The following is a 22,658-nucleotide window of genomic DNA, read 5'->3' on the forward strand; positions in this document are numbered from 1 at the left end:
ATTTCGAATTATTGACCCGTTTTTGGTGCATTTGGTGAAGTTTCAGACGATGTTGTTTGAGCTGGCGCTGTTGTTTGTACAGTTTTCAAGCTATATGCTTCCGTCGTCTGTTTTTTCGCAAAAACAGCAAGAGTTAAACTCGTTACAAAGAACAATGCAGTTAAAACAGCAGTTAAGCGAGTAAGGAAATTACCCGAACCCGATGCACCAAATACAGTTGCTGCGCCGCCACCGCCAAAAGAAGCACCAGCATCTGCGCCTTTACCGTGTTGCACTAAAATCAATGCAATCATCAGTACAGCTAAAATAATATGTACAACAAGTACAAAAGAGTGCATACCCTATCCTCGTTATTTGCTTTGCGCGAAGGCTTGTACAATTTGATAAAAAGATGCTGCATTTAATGAAGCACCGCCGACCAACGCACCATTAATGTCTGGACATGCAGCTAATTCAACAGCATTTTCAGCTTTTACACTACCACCATATAAAATAGCAATATCTGAACCCGCTGAAGTAAGCTGACATAAGCCTTCACGAATTTTAGCGTGCATCGCTTGTGCATCTTGTGGAGAAGCTGTTTTACCTGTACCAATTGCCCAGATAGGTTCATAAGCAATCACGACTTGGTTTTGCCATTGTTCAGCAGTAACCACAGGTGCAATATCGCAAATTTGCTGTAAAACAACTTGCTCTGCATGGCCTTGCTCACGCTGTTCAAGACTTTCACCGACACAATAAATGACAGTCAAACCCGCATTTAATGCATTTTGGAGTTTCGCCTTCAAAATTTCAACGTTGTCGCCAAAAACATCACGGCGTTCAGAATGACCGACCAATACGAAATTAATTTGGCTATCTTTTAATAATTCTGCACTAACTTCACCAGTATAAGCACCTGTACCTGCAACACGCGATACATCCTGCGCAACTGTATATACTGTTATTGCAGCATCCTGCAATTGCGCCTGTACTGTTGTAAGTGCAATAGAAACAGGGGCAACGCCCACATGGCAGCTTTCATCTGCAATTTGGTTTTGTTGCAATAATTGTTTAAATTCTTCTATAAGTTGGTTGGCGTTAGCACGCATTGGATTCATTTTCCAGTTGCCAACTACCCAAGGCGTAATCGTCGAACCCGACATACTGCTCACCTTTCATCAAAAATGCAGCACATTCTACACGCATTTATACAAATTTCAGATACTTTTCTTTAATGGGATTACTTATATCTTTTCTACTCTTTGAAATTAAAAAAACTTTCTAAAGGTTCAAACTTAAACATTCTAAAAATTAATCTATAAAAACTTCGACTAGTTCAAGCTTTAACAGCCTGAGTAGGACTAGAGCAACATTTTATAAGGTAGTAATTTTACATAACAAAAGTATAATTTTTCATATACCAATTATAAACACATTAGCATAGGCAGGCAGATGTCAGCATTACATACATCTCCAAAATTTACGGGGTTTTTTCGGCGTTTAGTCGAAGAAAAGCATGTGTCGGCAGCGACCATGCAAACTGCATTAGATGCAGCAAAAAGAGCTAAGCAGGATACAGTCGCATATTTAATTGAAGAGGTTCATCTCTCCCCTTCTTTACTGGCTGAAACAATTTCCGCTGAGTTTGCTGAACCATATTTTGATCTTGATGTTTATGACACATCTCAGATTCCTAAGGATCTGGTCGATCAAAAACTGATTTTAAAACATCGAATTTTGCCACTTATTCAAAGAGGCCAAATTTTATATGTTGCGACCAGCAATCCAAGCAATATTGAAGCGATTGATGCGATTCGTTTTAATAGCAAACTGATGGTTGAGCCTGTCATTGTTGAGCACCATAAACTCGAAAAAGTTTTAGGTCAGCATTTCGCAGAAGAAAGCAGTTTTGATTTTAATGATGAAGAGTTTGATCTTGATGTCAGTCTTGATGGCCCCACCACTCAAGAGGATGAAGAAGAAACACCACAAGGTGATGAAGCACCCATTGTTAAATATATTAATAAGTTGCTCATTGATGCCATTCGTATGGGCGCTTCAGACTTACATTTTGAACCGTATGAAAAGTCATATCGGGTACGTTATCGAGTCGACGGTGTGTTACGTCAAATTGCCAATCCACCTTTACAATTGGCAAACCGTTTGGCGTCACGTTTAAAAGTAATGTCTCAAATGGACATTTCCGAAAAACGTGTTCCACAAGATGGCCGTATCAAACTCAAACTATCAAAGACCAAAGCAATTGATTTCCGTGTGAACTCTCTTCCGACCTTATTTGGTGAAAAGTTAGTTCTTCGTATTCTTGACCCATCAAGTGCAATGCTGGGAATTGACGCATTAGGATACGAGGAAGAACAAAAAGCTTTATTTATGGAAGCTTTAGATAAACCACAGGGCATGCTTTTAATTACTGGGCCAACAGGTTCTGGTAAAACTGTATCTTTATATACAGGTTTAAATATTTTAAATACTGAAAGTTCTAATATTTCTACTGCCGAAGATCCAGTGGAAATTAACCTTGAAGGTATTAATCAGGTTAACGTGAACCCAAAAGTAGGGCTTACTTTTGCTGCCGCGCTTAAATCCTTTTTACGTCAAGACCCTGACATTATTATGGTGGGTGAGATTCGTGACTTGGAAACAGCAGAAATCGCAATTAAAGCTGCACAAACAGGTCACATGGTGATGTCAACACTGCATACCAACAGTGCTCCAGAAACACTGACCCGTTTACGCAATATGGGGGTTCCTTCTTTCAATATTGCAACATCAGTCAACTTGGTTATTGCTCAGCGGTTAGCACGCCGCCTGTGCTCTCAATGTAAAATACCTACAGATGTTCCAAAACAAAGCCTATTAGAAATGGGCTTTACCGAACAGGACCTAGCACATCCGGACTTTCGGGTTTTTCAACCTGTGGGTTGTCCTGAATGTCGTGAAGGCTATAAAGGCCGTGTGGGTATTTATGAAGTAATGAAAGTTACACCTGAAATTTCCAAGATTATTATGGAAGATGGTAACGCTCTAGAAATCGCGGCTGCTTCTGAAAAATTGGGGTTTAATAATCTACGTCGTTCAGGTTTAAAAAAGGTAATACAAGGTGTGACCTCTCTACAAGAAGTTAACCGTGTGACCAGTGAATAAGACATTATTTAAAATAAGGATAATCTGATGGCTGTCAAAAAGGCACAAATGATGCCGACTTTTGCTTATGAAGGGGTTGACCGTAAGGGCGTAAAAATTAAGGGGGAACTTCCAGCTAAAAATATGGCTTTAGCTAAAGTGACCTTACGTAAACAAGGGGTTACTGTTCGAACCATACGTGAGAAACGTAAAAATATTCTTGAAGGTTTATTCAAGAAAAAAGTAACAACACTTGATATTACGATTTTCACTCGACAACTTGCGACCATGATGAAAGCTGGTGTACCACTGGTACAAGGCTTCGAAATTGTAGCTGAAGGTTTAGAAAACCCTGCCATGCGTGAGGTGGTACTTGGTATTAAAGGTGAAGTTGAAGGTGGTAGTACTTTTGCTTCAGCTTTAAGAAAGTATCCTCAATATTTTGACAATTTATTTTGTTCACTTGTGGAATCTGGTGAACAATCAGGTGCACTCGAAACGATGCTAGATCGCGTTGCAATTTACAAAGAAAAAAGTGAATTGTTAAAACAGAAAATCAAGAAAGCAATGAAATACCCAGCAACAGTTATTGTGGTAGCCATTGTGGTGACTATTATTTTGATGGTTAAAGTCGTACCCGTCTTTCAAGATCTGTTTGCTTCTTTCGGAGCAGAATTACCAGCATTCACACAAATGGTCGTGAATATGTCGAAATGGATGCAAGAATATTGGTTTATTATGATTATCGCGATTGGTGCAATGATTGCCGCTTTTGTAGAAGCTAAAAAACGCAGTAAGAAGTTTCGTGATGGCTTGGATAAACTCGCGCTTAAATTACCTATTTTTGGAGACTTAGTTTATAAAGCAATTATTGCCCGTTATAGTCGTACACTTGCCACAACCTTTGCAGCAGGTGTTCCACTCATCGATGCGCTTGAGTCGACTGCTGGTGCAACAAACAATGTCATCTATGAACAAGCTGTCATGAAAATTCGTGAAGATGTAGCAACAGGACAACAACTTCAGTTTGCCATGCGTGTATCTAACCGTTTTCCTTCTATGGCTATACAAATGGTTGCAATTGGTGAAGAATCTGGTGCACTAGACAGCATGCTCGATAAAGTTGCTACCTATTATGAAAATGAAGTTGATAATGCAGTTGATGGTTTAACTGCAATGATGGAACCTTTAATTATGGCAATTTTAGGGGTACTGGTAGGCGGTCTAGTAATTGCTATGTATCTTCCAATTTTCCAAATGGGCTCAGTTGTATAATGCAGGACATCATTGCTTATTTTATTCAAAACTTAACTGCACTTTATATTGCAGTTGCACTCGTGAGCCTATGTATTGGCAGCTTTCTTAATGTAGTGATTTACCGCACTCCAAAAATGATGGAGCAAGATTGGCAATTCGAATGTCAAATGCTACTAAATCCAGAACAACCCATTATTGACTATAAAAAACTAACATTAAGCAAACCTGCTTCATCATGTCCAAAGTGCCATCAACCGATTCGTTGGTATCAAAATATCCCAGTCATAAGCTGGTTGATGTTAAGAGGAAAATGTGGTCATTGCCAACATCCGATTAGCATTCGTTATCCAGCAATTGAACTACTCACCATGTTATGTTCATTGGTGGTGGTTATGGTGTTTGGCCCGACCATACAAATGCTTTGGGGACTCGTCCTGACTTGGGTTTTAATTACCCTCACCTTTATAGACTTTGATACACAACTTTTGCCTGATCGCTTTACCCTGCCTTTAGCAGCACTCGGCTTAGGCATTAACACCTTTAATATTTATACCTCACCTAACTCAGCTATTTGGGGTTATTTAATCGGCTTTTTATGTCTCTGGATTGTGTATTACTTATTTAAAGTGATTACTGGCAAAGAAGGTATGGGCTACGGTGACTTTAAATTGCTTGCCGCATTAGGTGCATGGATGGGACCATTGATGCTGCCATTAATTGTGTTATTGTCATCTTTATTAGGTGCAATCATTGGCATCATTTTATTAAAGTTAAGAAATGACAATCAGCCTTTTGCTTTTGGACCATATATTGCCATTGCGGGCTGGGTTGCCTTTTTATGGGGTGATCAGATTATGAAGATTTATTTAGGAGGTTAAGATGGCTTTTATTCTGGGAATCACAGGTGGTATTGGCAGTGGAAAATCTGCTGCAACACAATGGTTCGAGTCCCAAGGAATTCAAGTCGTCGATGCCGACATCGTTGCACGTGAAGTCGTTGAAAAAGGCCAACCTACGCTTCAAAAAATCCAACAAACTTTTGGAGATTGGGTGCTTCAATCCGATGGAAATCTAGATCGTCGTGGCCTACGCGAACATATTTTTCAGAACCCTGAAGCAAGACACATACTTGAGAAAATTACACACCCTGCCATTCGCCAATCGATTATTCAACAACTACAAAATCCAAAAAGTCCTTATGTGATTTTAGTTTCACCATTACTCTTTGAAACCAACCAACATGAATTGGTTAATCACACTTTATTAGTTGATGCGAGTGAACAAACTCAAATTCAGCGTGCAAGTCAACGTGACGGGCAAAATCAAGAACAAATCCAGAAAATTATTGCTGCACAAATGCCACGCGAGCGTAAACGCAAACTTGCTAATGACATTGTGTTTAATGACGGATTACTCGAACATCTATATCAGCAATTAGAGCCTTTACATCAAAGCTATTTGAAGCGTGCAAACTAATTTTGTGTATTTTGCTGCTTAATTTTTTGTGTCAGACTATCTTGTCTAAACCAGCGCCAAGGCTGTAAAGCGCCTATTCCCATACCTACTAAGCCCACAACAATTGATGGGCTTAATGACTCACTAAGTAAAGGTACAGCTAAAATAGCGGCAATGAACGGCGCCAAAGTGACAATACTTCCCGTTTTAAAAGCACCAAGACGTTGAATGGCAGCAACATAAGTCAAAGTTGCGATAATAACGACAAATACACCATGGAAAATGCCCTGTATCGCTAAATGAACAGGACTAACTTCCATGAAGTGCTTAGGCAAAAATAAAACATAGATGGGTAAATAAATAATTGCAGACCAAATCGCAACACTTGCCATAGAATGCCAAGCAGAGAGCTTCCACTGTTTAAGTAAAACAGTGAAGATACCCCACCAAATCGCACTAATAAAAAGGAGTATGTCTCCAACTCCAAACGCAGAGGTACTTGTACGTAGCATCAAAATGCTCATGAGTGCTAAGGCAGCGATCATGATTGCGAGACTCGCCCATGTGTGTTTATCAAACGGCTGTCTAAATAAAATATAGGCAGCTATAGCAGTACAGATTGGTATGCAGCCATTTAAAAATATTGCAGCATGTGCGGCTGGAGCATAAAGAAAAGCTGTATAAACAGTCAGACAATAGATGACACCGCCAATGAGCGCCAAAATAACCGCATGCTTACTCCATAAAAAAGCGAGATCTTTTTTATAAATTAAGATAGGCATTAAAATTAGAAAGGCGATAGAGAAGCGCAGTGCGGCAATGTCCCAAGCACTGATGTGCCATTGTGCATTTAAACGAGCAAAAAGTGTAAACCCGCCCCAAATGCACATGGTCACCAATACAAAGAAATAACCTTGTTTACGGGGAGACATATGAAGGCTGCTTAAAACTAGAAAGGCAGCTCAATTATACCTCAGAACGCTGACGACAAGCCTCGTAAAGTGCCATACCTGTTGCCACGCTTACATTTAGACTCTGTAAATTCCCAGACATCGGAATATAAACTTTGTGATCACACTGTGCCTGAGTAATTGGGCGCAAACCTGTATCTTCAGCTCCCATCACAATCACGACTGGGCCAGAGAAATCACACTTTTGGATTGGCATTGCGCTTTCATCAAGCATAGTACCAATTACACGTACATGAGTTGTTTCTTTCAGATGAGCCAATGTACGAGCTAAATTTGTGACTTGAATAAATTTAACTTTTTCAGCTCCACCCGCCGCAACTTTACGAGCCGTTGGGGTTAAGCTTGCCGAACGATCACGAGGCACAATCACAGCTTGCACGCCCATTGCAGCAGCGGTACGTATACAAGCACCTAAGTTATGTGGATCTGTTACCTGATCTAATGCTAGCAATAAAGCATCTGGAGTTTCAGCCAAGATCTGATCTAGATCTTTTTCATTTAAAATCGGATGCGGACGTACTGCTGCAACCACGCCTTGATGAAACGGTAGACCTGCAAGTTTTTCAAGACTGTCACGGCTTGCCTTTTGTACACTAATTCCAAAAGGCTCTGCCAATTGCAAAATCTTTTGCAAACGTTGGTCATCCCGCCCTTTTAAAGTAAACAGGGTTAGCACACGTTCCGGCTCAAGTTCTAACAATGACTCCACTGAGTGAACGCCATAATAATATTCCGGTTTTGCCATGCTTGACCTCTAACAACGTTTGAGCAAAAAAATAAAAATCCTGCAAAGCCAACTTCACAGGATTTCTTTGGGCATAGTGTACCCGATTTAAACAGGAATTTCTTAGCCTTCTAAATGGCACACATAATCGAGCACTTCATCAGTCTCAATTTTAAAAACGCTGTTTCCAGGAACATAAAATGATTGACCAGCGCGGAACAATTCACTTTCATTGCTGTCTGCAATTTTCACGCGACATTCACCTGAAATAATTTCCATACGCTCAGGAACATGTGTTTCAAATGTTAAAGGCTGCTCAGTTGGCAAAATAACACCTAATGTTTTTTTCGTTCCATCTTCAAATTGCACGGTATGGCTGATACATGCTCCACCAAAATAAACATTTGACTTTTTGATGACCGTTACATGATCAAATTGGGTTGAACTCATGCACATTCTCCAGATAATGCCGCATTTATATAAATTATGTTGAATGTAGTTTAATTGTGCCTAAATAACTAATCAATCAGTTTTCATACAGATAGACTTGTAATTTCCACTGCTGTAGCTGAATTTTTTTAGCAAAAGCGTAAGGTAAATTTATTTCAATATTTCGATTGGTCAACATAATTTCACCTAATCTGCAAACTTCATCGTAAATTTCATAGAGAAAAACTCAGTAAACTCTCTGCGCTGTTGAATAATCAACTAGGAGCCGTAATTAATGATGAAATAACTTCTATGCCAAAATGAAAGTTGTCTGGTTTATTTAGCATTGAAGCGGCCTCACAAGCTGGGAAATCGGCACTATTTCCATCAAAATGCCGACTAGCATGCACAAGCACACTTTGTTTTAAAGTCGGCCAAATACAATAACGCAGATAATGTTGGTCTATAACTCGATTGTCCACATACTTTACAGTGGCAACATAATCACCAATATGTACTTCAATATTATGAAAATATGATATATTTTTTTACTCTTCAAAATAAACTGGCAAGTAAAAAATATCTTTCTACACAATTAAATAAATGTATCCATGAATAATTCTGATAATTTTTGATATCGACGATTATTGCCAAATAATAAACGAACAAGAATCTTGGAGTTCTATAATTTCAGTTAGAATAATAGATCACTTGTAGCAAATTCAAAACTTCTCTATCTTTAACCCATAATTTGGCGCGTTGGATGCGTTTATGCTCACACATTTAACTTTAATCAATTTTGCATTAGCTGATCATTTAGCTATTGATATAGAACAAGGATTTAATGTTCTAACAGGTGAGACAGGTGCCGGAAAATCATTATTACTGGATGCACTTTCTGCCTGCTTAGGTGAACGTACAGATACAAATTATGTCCGCTATGGTTCGGACAAAGCGGATGTAACCGCTGTTTTTACTTATCAGGACAATAGCCCTGAAGCGAAATGGCTACAAGACCATGAACTAGATGATGATTCTGGGGAAATTCATTTACGACGTGTTATTTTCGCAACTGGTCGCAGTAAAGCATGGGTCAATGGACGTCCGAGTAGTCTCTCTGAGCTTAAAGAATTAGGACGTTTACTGGTTCAGTTATATAGTCAACACAGCCAACAGCAACTTCTTGAACCACCTTATCCAAAGCATTGGTTAGACCGTTATAACAATTTTTATGCTGAAGCGAATGATGTCCGTGATGCTTATAGTACATGGCAACGTACCATTCGTTTACACCAAGCAGCCTTAGATGCCCAAGCAACACGTCTACAACGTATTGCGACCTTAGAGCTGCAAATTGAAGAGCTTGAAGAGGTTATTCAAACTGATTACAAAGAAATCGAGCAAGAATTCGATCGCCTTAGTCATCATGAACATATCATGCAAGATTGTAGCTATAGTTTGAATGCCCTTGATGAAGCTGAGCAAAACATTACTCAAGAAATGTCGTCAATCATTCGTCGTTTAGAATCTCATGCTGGACGTAGTGAACAGCTTTCTGAAATTTATAACTCATTATTAAATGCGCAAAGTGAAATTGATGATGCCACATCAAATTTACGTCAGTTCATTGATCGTCAAAGTTTTGACCCTGAACGAATGGAAGAACTAAATTCCAAGCTTGAAGTTTTTCATCGTCTGGCACGTAAGTACCGTACTCAGCCAGAGACGCTCAAAGAAGAATACGAAACTTGGCAAAATGAGCTTGAACAGTTACATCAACTTGAAGATCCAGAGACTCTGGCAGAGCAAGTAGAAAAGTCACATGAGGAATTTTTAGAGAAAGCTCAGCATTTAGACACTATTCGTCGTGAAGCTGCTGCTCCACTTGCAAAACAGTTAACCGAACAAGTGAAACCCTTAGCCCTACCAGAAGCCCACTTTGAGTTTAAGTTTGAGCCATTGGAACAACCAGGTGCAGAAGGCTTAAGCTTTATTCAACTTTTATTTACTGCTAATAAAGGTATTCCACCACAACCATTAGCACGCGTCGCTTCGGGTGGTGAACTTTCACGTATTGCACTCGTCATGCAAGTCATGAACGCGGAAAAAACAGAAGCCGAAGTTTTAGTGTTTGATGAAATTGATGTGGGGATTAGCGGTGGTACGGCTGAAGTGGTTGGGCGTTTACTTGCCGACTTAGCTCAACATGTCCAACTTTTATGTATTACTCACCAAGCACAGGTCGCTGCGCAATCTGATCAACATTTGTTAGTTAAAAAGCAGCAAACTGACCCAGCCAGCAGTACCATTGTACAACTTGATGAAAATCAGATTATTTCTGAATTAGCACGTATGTCTGGCGGTGTTGAAATTAATGAAACGACCTTACAGCATGCTAAACAATTACGACAACTTAAATTTCAGGCTTCTTCAAATTAATAAAGAAAATGAGAGAAAAAGATTGGCGAAATCCGATTAACTCTTGTATGTTGATAAAAAGAACCTATATAGATAAAAGGGTCGTGAGACCCTCTAGCGACATTTTTTGAGGGAGAACCGCTTAGGTGACCAAACAATACATGACTCACCGTTGTCTGATTGCCCCGCCAGAACTGGCAGATGACTTTTTTGCAAATACAGTAATTTATCTTGCCCGTCACGATGAAGAAGGTGCTCAAGGCATTATCATTAATCGTCCTGCTGGCATTCAAATTAAAGAACTCCTGAATGATTTAGATATTGATGCAGACAATGTAAATCCACATGAGGTTTTACAAGGTGGGCCTTTACGCCCAGAAGCTGGCTTTGTCCTTCATACTGGCCAACCAACTTGGCACTCTTCTATTGCTGTGGGTGAAAATGTCTGTATTACCACCAGTAAAGATATTCTTGATGCAATTGCACATAACGAAGGTGTGGGTCGCTATCAAATCGCACTAGGTTATGCGAGTTGGGGTAAAAACCAGTTAGAAGATGAAATCGCTCGTGGTGACTGGCTTATCTGTGATGCCGATATGGATCTAATTTTTAACTTACCATACGATGACCGGTGGGATGCAGCCTATAAAAAGATTGGTGTAGATCGTACATGGCTGGCTTCTGAAATCGGACATGCTTAATGACTGTGACACAATCCAAATCAATTATGGCTTTCGACTTTGGCACTCAAAAAATGGGGATGGCGATAGGTCAATCTGCAATTGAAAGTGCTAACCCACTACCGTTATTTGTGATGAAAGATGGAATTCCTAACTGGGACCAGCTTTTAAAAATTGTGAAAGAGTGGCAACCTGATTTGTTTATTGTTGGTCTTCCATTAAATATGGATGATAGTGAGTCAGAACTTTCTACACGTGCTCGCAAATTTGCAAGACGTTTACGCCATCAAACCAACATTGAAACTTGGATGGTGGATGAGCGCTTAACGACGCGTGAAGCAAGAGAAGAGCTCGGCTTCTACCAAGAACAAGGACGCGCAAAGAAATTATCAGCAGATAGTTTTGCAGCAGCCTTGCTAATCCAGAGTTGGTATCGAAATCCAGTCGGCTTAACGCCATAAAAATAAAAAAGCATGTTTTACACATGCTTTTTTATTGAGTAGAAAAACTTAAGCTTTTTATTTTTCAATAATATGTACTGTCGCAGTACGGCCAGAGACAAAAGCAAGCTGATTTTTTGGCGCTTCGTCTAACACAATTTTTACAGGTACGCGCTGCGCTAAACGAACCCAGCTAAAGGTTGGGTTTACGTTTGCAAGCAATTTAGAACTGCTTGAACGCTCGCGGTCTTCAATACCCGATGCAATACCTTGTACATGACCTTTAATTTTTTGACTATCACCCATTAACTGTACACTCGCTTCATCGCCAATATGAATACGGTCTAATTTTGTCTCTTCAAAATACCCTACAACATAGAGTTGTTTACGATCGAGCAATGCTGCAACTGCTTGTCCAACTTGAACATAATTACCAGGACGCATATCAAAGTTAGAGAGTGTTCCATCTGCGGGTGCCACCACAGCAGCACGATGCATATTAAGTTCGGCTAAATGCAAGTTACTTGTCGCAGCTTCAACGAGTGCCTGTTGCTGCTTAATAGTTGCTTCTGCTTGTTCAATCGCAGCTTGAAGTTGTTCATGCTCTGCAAGGGATTGATCGCGAGTCGCAAAAACTTGATCTTGTTCTTGTTTAGAAATAGCACCATCCATTAAGTTTGAATAACGGTTTGCGTTTTTCTCGGCTAACTTAATGTTTGTACTCGACTTAATTAAGTTTGCCTTGGCTTGTGCTAAACCTGCTTGTGCCTGAGCAAATGCTGCTTTTGCTTTTGCCAAATCAGACTTTGCTTGCTCTACATCTAAAGCTCGGCGAGAGACATCAATTTTAAAAAGTACCTGACCTTTTTTGACAGTCTGGTTATCTTGAACCAATACTTCCGTTACAAGCCCTGCTACATCTGAAGAAACTTGAATGACGTCACCACGAACGCGACCATCACGTGTCCACGGCGCTGCATTATAGTAATTCCACAAATGCACAATGGTATAGACCGCAATCATTAATGCGACAATCAAAATCACTGGACGGATGACTTTTTTCAACTCCAATTGATTCATTTCACTCACCTAACTCAATCTTTAATCTGGCAATCATCTTTAAGCACCTAACCCAACAAAAACTTGGTGTATCACCAAAAGTAATAAAAGGTAAAAACACAAATTGAAAATGCTGGGCAATGCAATCCAGCCTTGTGCAATCCATTTGTTAGTTAAAGGACTTAACAAGCGGAAACATATATATGCAAATAAGGCTTGGACGAGCAAAGCGGGCACGTAAATACCGTAGACATTAAACTCACCCATGCGCTGTGGCTCCTGTAAGCGTACGATCTGCATTCATTTGGTTTGATGAAACATGACACATGCTATAAGCAATATTATTTAGTGAAATAAATAATCTTTGGCGAATAGCCATATCTTCTATATTTGAAGCAAGCTGTTTTAGTTCAAACAAAGTCTGATGAATATGTTGTATTAATACATCTGCTTCATCTTTTTCATTCTCTTTAGCTCTAAATAGCTCATCTAAATCTTGTTGCAAACGCCCAATATGATGAGCCAGTTCTGAAGATGACTGAACCTGATTTGCTAACTCTTGCAAACGGGTTAAATCAACAATTGCACTTGATTCAACAAGTGCCTGATGAATTGATTTTTTAATCTCTTCTGACTGCACCATTTTAGTGTTTAAGACACCAACACGGTCTAACATACCTCTCAAATGAACTTTGAATTCAATACCATAAGGAATATAAATCGCTTGGCGCATCGCGCGATAATGTAAAGCCAGAATACGATTTGCACTGGTATCGGGTGACATAGCACGTACAACATCTATCACAATGAGAGATACCAATACACCCATGACCATACCGAATGAACTGTCTAAGTAAGACACTGCATCCATGCTATAAGCATTGTGCAAGTTCAGGCCCATCATGGTATTAATACCCAGCACCATGCCCACAGGCATGAGTGCCTGATTTGCCATCATAGAAACCGCAAATAAGAACATCGGTAGTAAAACGAGTCCAAGCTCCCAAAATGTAGTGACATGAGGGAAAACACCAAAAGCATAAATAAACACTAAAACAGCCGATGCCACACTGCCCCATATAAAAATACGTAAGACAGGAACAGGGTTATCTAAGGCTGTTAAAATACAGGCAGTTACGGCCCCAATCTGTGCCATCATAAATCCAGCCTTCCAGCCAGATAGAATCCACACACCTGTCACAATAAATGTAATGAGTACCGCACTAATACCGCCTCTGACCGCTACCCCGTGATCTCGGTGTAAACTTGGGTAGGTCGTAGTCATTGGGGTAATGCTATCTGGAATCTCTTTATTACCCTGCTTGATGCGTTGCCATAAAACTTTTACAGCTAAAACATTACTAATAAAGTGGCGGACATCCATTTTCATGGCAGCCAATAGCACTTGTTGATGTTCAGAAGCTGAGTCATTTAAGTTCAAAAAGTCATTTTCAAACTCGTCAGGTAACTGCAAAACATTTTCATCAGTCATCTGGTCTTTTTGTTCGAGAAAATGAATCACATGACCTGAAAGCTGTTTTAATTTGTCCGCATGACTTTCAATAAAATTCAGTTCTTGCAACTGTTTAATTCGTTCAGACAAAGCAACCAAGTTTACAACTACCATCGACATTTGATGGAGCATTTCTTGCAAAGGTTTGGTCATGCCATGCAATTCACCCTTTTCATAACTCAAGTGAACTGCCAAAGCATGAATATCAGTTGTATCACGAGTAATCGCAGCTAAAAGCTGGGTATTGTTTTGCTGTTGATCTGCATTTAATAAGTTTGCAAACAGGCTCTCGGTATCTTTGAGTGTTTTAGTTACACGCTGCTTAATGGCTGAACCAATATGCATAGGCAAAATAGTTGCGGAAACCACTGCACTTGAAATCACACCAATTGAAATCTCAAGTACACGCGCCAAAGCGATATCAAAAATATTGTACTGATCAATATAAGTAATCGCGTTGTACGCAATCATTGCAGTTGAATAACCCGCCAACATAAATGCATAACTGCGAGGCGTGCGGTCGAGTAAGGATACATAAAGCGCAAAGCCTACCCATAGTGATAACACTACCGTAAAGATCCACGGCGTATTAATCAGATGAGGCGTGATTGTTAACGCAACAATGGCGCCACCCACCGTCCCTAAAACACGATAGACACACTTAGACGACACCATACCCGAATAAGGGTTGGCGATAATCAAGACAGTACCGATCGACCACATTGGATTAATCAGGTCTAATTCAAACGAGACAAATAATGCCAACATGCCGGCAATAAATGTCTTTATTGCAAAAATTAGATCAAGCTTACTCGGGCGAAAAGCCAGTATTTGCTTTAATAACATGAACTCATCTCAAATACAGATTTGAACTGATGAGCATGCTCCTCAGCGTGCCCTTGCCTTTTTAAAAAGACAACACGACTTTGTCATTTGCCTTATAGACAAATGAGTTAATGAGAGCATCCTTCAATACAATGATTTTTCCTACATCTTTGCATGATATGCCCAGATGATTTCAGTTTGACCGCTATTTAGGCGACCAAGCTTAGGAAAGGAGAGACATCGAGAAAGCTGGCAGAGTAAACCAATTTCTCGATTAGATATTTTGTTGCACAATTTTTTCAAATTAAAGTGATTTAGTCAACTAAAATATCTTTATTTGATAATTTGATATGTTTTTAGTTAATCATATATGATGTACGAATCAAGAGAACTTTTCTGATTCTGAGCGTAAAATATTTAAATCAGGTAGTTATCTTGCAATTGAGACAAAGCTTCAATTTTTCTGTTATAAGAACTCAAGTGTGACACTTTACTAAGGATATGAATAAGACATCATGGCAATTTCAAGTTTTGGCAAAATTTTAACCGTACTGGATTTATTTTCAGTTTCACGACCAGTGATTAATGTCGATATTATTTGCGAAGAACTTGGCTTGTCTAAACCGACCAGCTACCGATATTTGAAAGAACTCGTATCTGCTGACTTATTAAAACGTATTAATGGTACTTCTGGCGATTACACTTTAGGCTCAAAAATAGCAGTTCTTGACTATGTATCCAGAACAACAGATCCATTGGTTCAAATCAGTACGCCATTTATGCGTAATATTGTTGAGCGCACTGAACTTTGCTGTTTACTCACCTATTTAAATGATGACTACTGCATTGATATTCATCATGAGATTTTTAAAGATACAGAGCTACTTTCATATGGCCGAGGTTGTCCGCGTCCGATCTACGTTGGAGCTTCACCAAAAACAATGGTGTCACATTTGAGTAAACAACGCATGCATGACTACTATGAACGTTTTCAGAATGAGCTATCGCAGTCAGGTTTTGCTCTAGACGAAACAAGCTTTATTCAACGCATGCGTAAAATAAAAAAACAAGGCTTCTATTTCTCACAAGGTGAGATTGACCCTAATGTTTCAGGCCTTGCCGTTCCCGTTCGTTTTTCGAGTAAAGAAGTTCCTTTGGCTTTAACATTAGTTGCATCAAAGAATCGTTTTGACTTTTTAAATATTCAAAAACTGATTGAAATTTTGCAAGAAAATGCTGGATTGATTGAGCAGCGCTTTATGGAACTCTCAGAAAAAGGCGAGATATAAAATAGTATTTTTGATAATTTAAAGTTTTTTTACATTTTTAAGCATTGAAAATATCAAAATATTCTCATATTATGATTTTAGCGCCTATTGATGATTCTTTTCATCAGCAGCTCATCAATAGAAGGCTCTCCCTCAGAGGAATAAGCTCATGCAGCCATCATGGGCTTTTTTCTTGCCTAATTTTTAGCAAAAACTTATGAAAATTTGAACTGACGGAATGTTAGATTAATACGTGGCTGTAAAATTTTTGTCGAACGATTTAAATGGTGTTGCCAATATTGTTGAGTTTCACCGCGCATCACAATAAGTTGGCCTGGCTGTAACCACATTTCAACTTTTTCTTTAGTGTGAATATGTCTAAAAGAGAACTTTCTGGTCGCTCCAAAACTTAAAGAAGCAATGGTGGTTGTTCTAGCTAAAGACACATCTGAGTCGCTATGCCAAGCCATACCTTGCGTTCCATCTTCATAAAGATTGGCTAAGCAAGAATTAAATTTTTCTGAAAGAATTTGTTCTACCTGCTGTTTCAACTTAGCAAGCGCTTTGTCCCACGGCAGAGAATCCCGAAAAACACCAGAATACTTATATCTATAATGCTCGTCACCATACCAAGCAACTTTGCGGGGAGTAATGAAGTGCTTGCCGTATAACTTCGCTTCATCATGTCGCCATGCCAAATTTTGATATAAATATTGAAAATATTGCTCGGCCTCTTCAGCACCTAAAATACATCCATAGTCCTGAACTTCCCCATCATAAGGTAATAAATTTTCACAAGGTTCCGGAGAAAATAAATCTAGAGTCATGCAATCTCCCCTTGCTGCTTAGCTATCTCTCAAGCTAACAATGCCAGTTTAGCGTCCTTTTGCCAATGGTATTTACTTATCATACCAATTACGTGAGTTACGCTATTTTTGCGCTTTGCAATAAAAAAGCCTTTCTCAAGGAAAGGCTTTTTAAAATCTTATTTGGTTTTATGGCTGCTTTAGATATGGCCACGCGGCTTTTAAATAAATAAACATTGACCACAAAGTAAGAATGACTGCGGTATATAACAAAGCATAAGCCAACATTTCTAAAGGCTGCCAGTTGAGTAAGAACACACTAATCGCAATCATTTGAAATGCAGTTTTATATTTACCTACAGTTGACACTGCTACACTGGTTCGCGCACCCAGTTCTGCCATCCACTCACGTAGAGCAGAAACAGTAATTTCCCGTGAAATAATAACAATTGCTGCAAAAGCCATCGCAATGGTAGGTTTCCACTGCACTAAAACAATAAGTGCAGCTGCTACCATGAGTTTGTCTGCAACTGGGTCTAGAAAACGGCCAAATGCTGAAGTCTGGTTTAAAGATCGTGCCAAATAGCCATCAAACCAGTCGGTTATAGCGGCCAGCACAAAGATTGCAGTCAAGATAATATGACGAGTCATACTTCCTACGTGCTCACCAATACCTATTGCAGGCGGCCAATATGCAATCACCAAAAATACTGGAATAAGCGCGATACGCGCCAAAGTTAGGATATTTGGGATATTCAGGATTCGCCCTGTGGTCATAAACACCGCCAATTTAGTCTTCACGCATCTTTTAACAGACAAAGACACATACTTCAATGTTGTATCTATCTGTAACAGCCACTTTATACGAAATATGTGAATCGAGAAAGTAGATTGCTTAGGTAAATACCGTAACAGTTTGCCTCAAAATTGCAATTAAATGATCACTTTGATCCCAAAGATATGCATATTCTGTCGAGTAACCTTCACTTGCATATTCTGTGACGACTTTATATTTAAACCAGTCACACAATTGATGCTGGACTGGGTTCACATACGTAATGTGCCACGTTAAAGAACTTGCAGGTGCAACTTGCTTAAACATTGGCAATACACCCGGCGGCCAAATGTCCATGAGAACAATCAAATCAGGCAATGTTAGTTGACGATTTTCATGTTGCTCTGGTGAGAACCTTGACCAACCACCAAAGTCTGGATACTCACTTGCTGTCACCGGATAATTACCCTCAGCCCAACACACTTCAAAGTGCTGAAAGCATTCAGGCATATGCTGACCAAAAGGAATGACAGATAAATTTTCAGGTTGTACATACGTAGGAGCAACGGGTTCTTGTTTGACCTTAATACTCGATGCACGAGATGCCCCAAAACTTGCAACCAAAATGGTTTGCACTGCGTCATCTTGCCATAAACGTGCCTCAAGCGTAGTGACTGACTTCCCCTCTCTTAAAACTTCAATAGTCAATCGGGCAGAACCTTGCTGTACAGGCCCCACAAAAGTAACACTACAACTTAATAATCTTTTATTTGAATCTTGAATATGGGAGCATGCTTTTTGCATTAATAGCCCAGCAACAAGGCCACCAAAAACCGTACGGCCCTGTAACCATCCTGCAGGTATATCAATCCATTCATTTTGTTTTACATCTTCAAATAGTTGTAATAATGACATGCATATCCCTAAGTCATGTGCGTGATTAGAAAGTATCTTTCATTATTTTGACCATCATGTGAATGGTCATTCAGCTATTAATTTACGAGCGCTTTTGTCACTCAAATTTTAAATACGTGGCTACTCATGCAAAATTTTATAAATTGTTCTTGCCATCACTTCCCCTAAGCCTGGCACTACCGTCAACTCTTTTTCCGATGCTTTTAACACGCCTTGAATCCCACCAAAATGTGTTAACAAATCTCGACGGCGTTTAGGCCCTAAGCCCGGAATTGCTTCTAAAACTGAAGTACTACGGCGTTTATCACGTTTAGCTCGGTGTTTGGTAATCGCAAAACGGTGAGCTTCATCACGGACCTGTTGAATCAAATGTAGGGCTTTATGATCTTCAGGTAACTGAATTTTTGTGCCATCAGTAAAATGAAGCGTTTCAAGTCCCGGTTTACGCCCTTCACCTTTTGATACACCAATCATGAAAGCCTCAAGTCCAAGTTCTTGCATAACTTCCATTGCCATATGAAGTTGGCCTTTACCACCATCAATTAAAAGCAAGTCAGGCAGCATCGCCTTTTTATAGCGACGCGTTAAAGCTTGTCGCATCGCAGCATAATCATCGCCCGCAGTAATATCTTGAATGGCAAATTGTCGGTAGTCACGTTTACGCGCACCGCCTTGGTCAAACACCACGCATGATGCGATCGGTGCTTCGCCCATGGTATGACTAATATCGAAACATTCGATACGATCAATTGGACGACCAACCACCTGCTCAAGCTGGTGGAAACGCTCATTGAGTTCTAAATGGTTACTCAACTGCCCTTTAATTGCATGCTGAACGTTCATTTCAGCAAGCTCTAACCATTCAGCACGTGTTTCTCGCACATTGCTCTTAATCTGGACTTTCTTTCCAAACTGCTGTGCTAAGGCTTCTTCCAACTCTTTACGATCAGGTAAGGCAGTATTTACAATCAGTTCACTTGGTACTTCATCGGCAACCTGAAAATAAAAGTTTGCCATAAAGTCACTTAGCATTTGTCCGAGGTCATCACCCAACATATCAGGGAAATAACTTTTACCGCCTAGCATACGTCCATTACGCACATGCATAATCTGCACACATGTCACACCAGCCTGATAAGCAATTGCCAAAATGTCAGCTTCACCTTTCACTTTGAAAACAGCTTGTTGCGCTTGTACTTCACGAAGCAAAGACAATCGATCTCGATAGAAAACAGCTTTTTCAAATTCAAGATCCGCCGCTGCTTGCTCCATTTTCGCAATCAACTCTTGGTTTAATTCTTTGGTGTCACCTTGTAAGAACCGAATACTGTTATTTACATCTTCTTTGTAATCTTCTGGTGAAACCAAGCCTACACATGGGGCCGAACAGCGTTTGATTTGATATTGCAAACATGGACGTTTGCGCTGTGAGAAGTAACTGTTTTCACACTGGCGCACATTAAAAAGTTTTTGTAAAACCAGCAAGGTATCTCGGGCACTATAAGCGCTTGGATACGGGCCAAAGAACTTCCCGATTTGATGCTTACCTTTGCCACGTCCACTGGCAATTCGCGGATACGGCTTATCTGCGGAAACAAAAATATAGACATATGATTTGTCGTCTCGCAGCATGATGTTATAAGGCGGACGATGTTGTTTAATTAAGTTTTGTTCTAAAAGCAGCGCTTCAGTTTCTGAACGCGTGACGAGCGTTTCAATATCATAAATTCTGGCAACTAAAGCTTGAGTTTTCGGATGCTCAATGGTTTTAACAAAGTAACTCGACACCCGATTTTTTAGGTTTTTTGCTTTACCGACATATAATAATTCGCCCTCTTTCCCTAGCATTTTATAAACGCCTGGAAGTTGGGTCATATGGGCTAAAATTTTTTCAATATGGGGACGAGCGTTTTGATTCACTATTGGCATGCATGGCTTAATACTGAATACCTAATGTGATGTTTTCATCCTTACTTTTCAAGTGCTTTACTGTGCCAGAACCTAAATTTGACAAGGGATGACGAAGTAGACCGACAAAGTGTGTCGTACGTCTTTAGGAATCGAGACGATAGTAACTATATTTCACGTCTTTTTCTTTATACACCGCATAGGTTTTTTGACGAAAATCTGAGAACCAGCCATTGCCCGTATAGCCAGCAATATGCCCGTAGGTATGGCCACTGGTACGTTCAATAATATAAATATCGCCTTCTTGAGGACGGTTGAATGCTGGTTTGATTTTCTTATAGCCGTTCTTTTCTAGAGTATGTCCCCAGTCAGATGCAGCCACTGGATGCTTTGAAACGTCTGCGCCAGCCGCTTGTAAAGCAATACGGATATTCTTGGCACATTTTTCTTTACTATGCCTTGCAGACATACTTTCAAGTTTGCTTGAGAATTTATGCAGATCTATATTTTGGTCTTCTACTTTATGTCTTTTAGAAGCCGATCGGCTATGCTTTTTAGTCTCAGCAGAAGCTTTGTTTAACATCGCTTTCGTTTTTAAGTCACCCTGAGAACTTTCTTCTTTTCTCAATTTAATATGGTAAACATGTGCATGAGCTACGTGATGAGCATGAGCCATTTTGAAACCTACTTCCGCTAACCAGTCTTCGAAAAAACGGAGCAATTGTAGAATCAAAATTATGCGTTGGCTTTTAATAGTTGTAACAAATTCCTAGCACTGTGAAATGGGTCACAAAAAAAATTATCGAATTTATTCTATAAAAAATCCCTTTCGAGCTTACTAAAGATTGGTCAATCCCATCTATTTCAACACGATTGACCAAACACTTATAGAGAGTTTCAGATTAGTTTAAATTATTTAAATAAACTGTTCGCTCTGCAGTTTTTTGAATAAAGCACTGAGTATATTGCATCTCTTGATTTTGCTTACGCATATCAGCAGTCCAATAATCGGATTGCTTTTGGTAAGTTTCTAAGTCCTTTTCGGGAATTTCTTCCACACTTTTTTGTGCCAGTACTTTACATTCAACATCACGTTTTTTAAACCAATCCGATTGATCTTGTTTAAATTGAGTTTTTTTATCGGCGCTCAATTTATCCCAAGTCTGATTTAAGCGTTCCACTTGCTTCGCTTTGTCGCTATCTAATTCTTTTTTACGAACATCCATGGCTTCTTGAGCCAAAGCAGTCTGCTCTTCATTATTTTGTTCAGACATTTGTCGATTTTCTTCAATATTTTCGTCAATCAACTCATTTTCTTTAACATAAGCCGCATATTGCACAGCTTTAGTGGCAACAAAAACCAATCCTTCAATCACAGTGTTTTGACTTGGCAAATCAAACACCAACCCCTCTTTATCTGTTTTTGTAATGTTATAGAAAAATTCACCTTTCAATTGATCATTTTCAAGAGTCAAAGATGATTCATTATCCGAAAAATAGTCATTCAGCGTTTGCGATTCTTCATTAGAGTGTCGCAGTTCTTCAACATATGCTTTTTCCGCACGTTTTTGTAAACCTTTAGGAAATGAAACAACTAACTGGCTTTCACAGCTGAGTTGTGTATTTTTTTGACTTTCGTCTTCTAACGGTAAAGTGCGAATATTTTTAATTTCAAACTTCAAACCTTGATTAATTTTATTAAGAATATCAGCATCAACCTGATATTGACTTTGTCTTAAGCTACGTTCGATTTGCTTCAAATATTCTTTTTTCAAAGAGGTTTGAATCTGATTTAAATTGTCAGGGTGCGTACAGCTCCAATCCGAAATTGCCTCAACTTTTTCTGTTTTTGATTTTGGCTCTGGCTTAGATTTACCACATCCAGTTAATATTACTGCTGCACTAAATGTAGTTATTACTAAAGCTTGTTTCATCACCGTATTCATTTATATTCCACGCAAATTTTTAAAATTTATTAAGTACAAAGAAAGGTATATATTTACCAGTCGCATTATGATCCCAATAATTAATATAAAATTCACCTAAAATTTTAAATAAAATACTCCCCCCGCTAATAATCAGCGTTTTA

General features: G+C 39.3%; 22 protein-coding genes and 2 pseudogenes. 8 read left to right on the forward strand and 16 right to left on the reverse strand.

The window, feature by feature from the left end; genetic code table 11:
• Positions 1-8: 8 nt before the first annotated feature.
• On the reverse strand, positions 9-338 hold the full coding sequence (gene secG / locus NE363_RS16620) for a preprotein translocase subunit SecG (RefSeq protein ID WP_445535489.1): 330 nt from the start codon (positions 336-338) through the stop codon (positions 9-11).
• 12 nt (positions 339-350) lie between these two features.
• On the reverse strand, positions 351-1,145 hold the full coding sequence (gene tpiA, locus NE363_RS16625) for a triose-phosphate isomerase (RefSeq protein ID WP_445535490.1): 795 nt from the start codon (positions 1,143-1,145) through the stop codon (positions 351-353).
• Positions 1,146-1,434: 289 nt separating this feature from the next.
• On the opposite strand from tpiA, the gene pilB reads away from it, so the two are divergent.
• Genes pilB through coaE form a run of 4 tightly spaced genes read left to right on the forward strand, consistent with a single transcriptional unit; the run spans position 1,435 to position 5,859 of the window.
• Positions 1,435-3,147, forward strand: a complete 1,713-nt coding sequence (pilB, locus tag NE363_RS16630) for a type IV-A pilus assembly ATPase PilB (protein WP_445535491.1) — start codon at positions 1,435-1,437, stop codon at positions 3,145-3,147.
• 27 nt (positions 3,148-3,174) lie between these two features.
• A complete protein-coding gene (locus NE363_RS16635) occupies positions 3,175-4,401 on the forward strand; it encodes a type II secretion system F family protein (RefSeq protein WP_445535492.1) in 1,227 nt (408 codons plus the stop codon).
• Positions 4,401-5,261 (forward strand): prepilin peptidase, encoded by an 861-nt coding sequence (locus NE363_RS16640; RefSeq protein WP_445535493.1) that lies wholly within the window; start codon positions 4,401-4,403, stop codon positions 5,259-5,261. Before NE363_RS16635 ends, NE363_RS16640 begins: the two co-directional genes overlap by 1 nt.
• Position 5,262: 1 nt before the next feature.
• Positions 5,263-5,859, forward strand: a complete 597-nt coding sequence (gene coaE / locus NE363_RS16645) for a dephospho-CoA kinase (RefSeq protein WP_445535494.1) — start codon at positions 5,263-5,265, stop codon at positions 5,857-5,859.
• Here coaE and NE363_RS16650 read toward each other — a convergent pair.
• The 4 genes and pseudogenes from NE363_RS16650 to NE363_RS16665 form a co-directional block, all read right to left on the reverse strand.
• Positions 5,856-6,770 carry a DMT family transporter gene (locus tag NE363_RS16650; RefSeq protein ID WP_445535495.1) on the reverse strand — a complete coding sequence of 305 codons (915 nt, stop codon included), beginning with the start codon at positions 6,768-6,770 and terminating at the stop codon, positions 5,856-5,858. The two genes, coaE and NE363_RS16650, sit on opposite strands and share 4 nt — an antisense overlap.
• Positions 6,771-6,804: 34 nt before the next feature.
• Entirely contained in the window at positions 6,805-7,554 is a 750-nt protein-coding gene (gene rlmB, locus NE363_RS16655; RefSeq protein WP_019456777.1) for a 23S rRNA (guanosine(2251)-2'-O)-methyltransferase RlmB, read from the reverse strand.
• 102 nt (positions 7,555-7,656) lie between these two features.
• Complete coding sequence (ppnP, locus tag NE363_RS16660) at positions 7,657-7,983, reverse strand: pyrimidine/purine nucleoside phosphorylase (RefSeq protein ID WP_000099685.1); 327 nt, start codon at positions 7,981-7,983, stop codon at positions 7,657-7,659.
• Between the two features lie 76 nt (positions 7,984-8,059).
• Positions 8,060-8,495, reverse strand: a pseudogene (locus tag NE363_RS16665) (tetratricopeptide repeat protein); the annotation flags it as partial.
• 238 nt (positions 8,496-8,733) lie between these two features.
• Between NE363_RS16665 and recN the strand changes: the two are divergent.
• The 3 genes from recN (at position 8,734) to ruvX (ending at position 11,521) form a co-directional block, all read left to right on the forward strand.
• Positions 8,734-10,401: a DNA repair protein RecN gene (recN, locus tag NE363_RS16670; RefSeq protein ID WP_445535496.1), complete on the forward strand. Its 1,668-nt coding sequence runs from the start codon at positions 8,734-8,736 to the stop codon at positions 10,399-10,401.
• A gap of 125 nt (positions 10,402-10,526) precedes the next feature.
• Positions 10,527-11,081 carry a YqgE/AlgH family protein gene (locus NE363_RS16675; protein ID WP_004699090.1) on the forward strand — a complete coding sequence of 185 codons (555 nt, stop codon included), beginning with the start codon at positions 10,527-10,529 and terminating at the stop codon, positions 11,079-11,081.
• Positions 11,081-11,521, forward strand: a complete 441-nt coding sequence (gene ruvX / locus NE363_RS16680; protein WP_004699093.1) for a Holliday junction resolvase RuvX — start codon at positions 11,081-11,083, stop codon at positions 11,519-11,521. Before NE363_RS16675 ends, ruvX begins: the two co-directional genes overlap by 1 nt.
• A 57-nt stretch (positions 11,522-11,578) precedes the next feature.
• On the opposite strand, the gene NE363_RS16685 is transcribed toward ruvX, so the two are convergent.
• From NE363_RS16685 to NE363_RS16695, 3 genes are read right to left on the reverse strand one after another with little or no spacing between them, the layout of a single operon-like run.
• On the reverse strand, positions 11,579-12,580 hold the full coding sequence (locus NE363_RS16685) for an HlyD family secretion protein (RefSeq protein ID WP_019456779.1): 1,002 nt from the start codon (positions 12,578-12,580) through the stop codon (positions 11,579-11,581).
• A gap of 39 nt (positions 12,581-12,619) precedes the next feature.
• Positions 12,620-12,826 carry a DUF1656 domain-containing protein gene (locus tag NE363_RS16690; RefSeq protein ID WP_004699097.1) on the reverse strand — a complete coding sequence of 69 codons (207 nt, stop codon included), beginning with the start codon at positions 12,824-12,826 and terminating at the stop codon, positions 12,620-12,622.
• Complete coding sequence (locus NE363_RS16695; RefSeq protein WP_191010744.1) at positions 12,819-14,918, reverse strand: FUSC family protein; 2,100 nt, start codon at positions 14,916-14,918, stop codon at positions 12,819-12,821. Before NE363_RS16695 ends, NE363_RS16690 begins: the two co-directional genes overlap by 8 nt.
• A 494-nt stretch (positions 14,919-15,412) precedes the next feature.
• Here NE363_RS16695 and NE363_RS16700 point away from each other — a divergent pair, with 494 nt between their 5' ends.
• Positions 15,413-16,186 (forward strand): IclR family transcriptional regulator, encoded by a 774-nt coding sequence (locus tag NE363_RS16700; RefSeq protein WP_004699103.1) that lies wholly within the window; start codon positions 15,413-15,415, stop codon positions 16,184-16,186.
• 194 nt (positions 16,187-16,380) lie between these two features.
• On the opposite strand, the gene NE363_RS16705 is transcribed toward NE363_RS16700, so the two are convergent.
• The 7 genes and pseudogenes from NE363_RS16705 to NE363_RS16735 all read right to left on the reverse strand — a co-directional run bounded on the left by NE363_RS16705 (position 16,381) and on the right by NE363_RS16735 (position 22,645).
• Entirely contained in the window at positions 16,381-16,992 is a 612-nt protein-coding gene (locus NE363_RS16705; protein ID WP_191105733.1) for an alpha-ketoglutarate-dependent dioxygenase AlkB family protein, read from the reverse strand.
• Between the two features lie 168 nt (positions 16,993-17,160).
• Positions 17,161-17,748, reverse strand: coding sequence for a CDP-diacylglycerol--glycerol-3-phosphate 3-phosphatidyltransferase (gene pgsA, locus NE363_RS16710; protein WP_004699108.1), 588 nt, complete (start codon positions 17,746-17,748; stop codon positions 17,161-17,163).
• Between the two features lie 118 nt (positions 17,749-17,866).
• Positions 17,867-18,661, reverse strand: coding sequence for a thioesterase family protein (locus NE363_RS16715; protein ID WP_191010743.1), 795 nt, complete (start codon positions 18,659-18,661; stop codon positions 17,867-17,869).
• A 120-nt stretch (positions 18,662-18,781) separates the two neighbouring features.
• Complete coding sequence (uvrC, locus tag NE363_RS16720; protein ID WP_216985820.1) at positions 18,782-20,581, reverse strand: excinuclease ABC subunit UvrC; 1,800 nt, start codon at positions 20,579-20,581, stop codon at positions 18,782-18,784.
• A gap of 133 nt (positions 20,582-20,714) precedes the next feature.
• Positions 20,715-21,245, reverse strand: coding sequence for a peptidoglycan amidohydrolase family protein (locus tag NE363_RS16725; protein ID WP_134262162.1), 531 nt, complete (start codon positions 21,243-21,245; stop codon positions 20,715-20,717).
• 226 nt (positions 21,246-21,471) lie between these two features.
• On the reverse strand, positions 21,472-22,515 hold the full coding sequence (locus tag NE363_RS16730) for a lysozyme inhibitor LprI family protein (protein ID WP_077169137.1): 1,044 nt from the start codon (positions 22,513-22,515) through the stop codon (positions 21,472-21,474).
• Positions 22,512-22,645: pseudogene (locus NE363_RS16735) on the reverse strand (hypothetical protein). Before NE363_RS16735 ends, NE363_RS16730 begins: the two are co-directional and overlap by 4 nt.
• Positions 22,646-22,658: the final 13 nt, after the last annotated feature.

The organism is Acinetobacter sp. G18 (assembly GCF_052660225.1).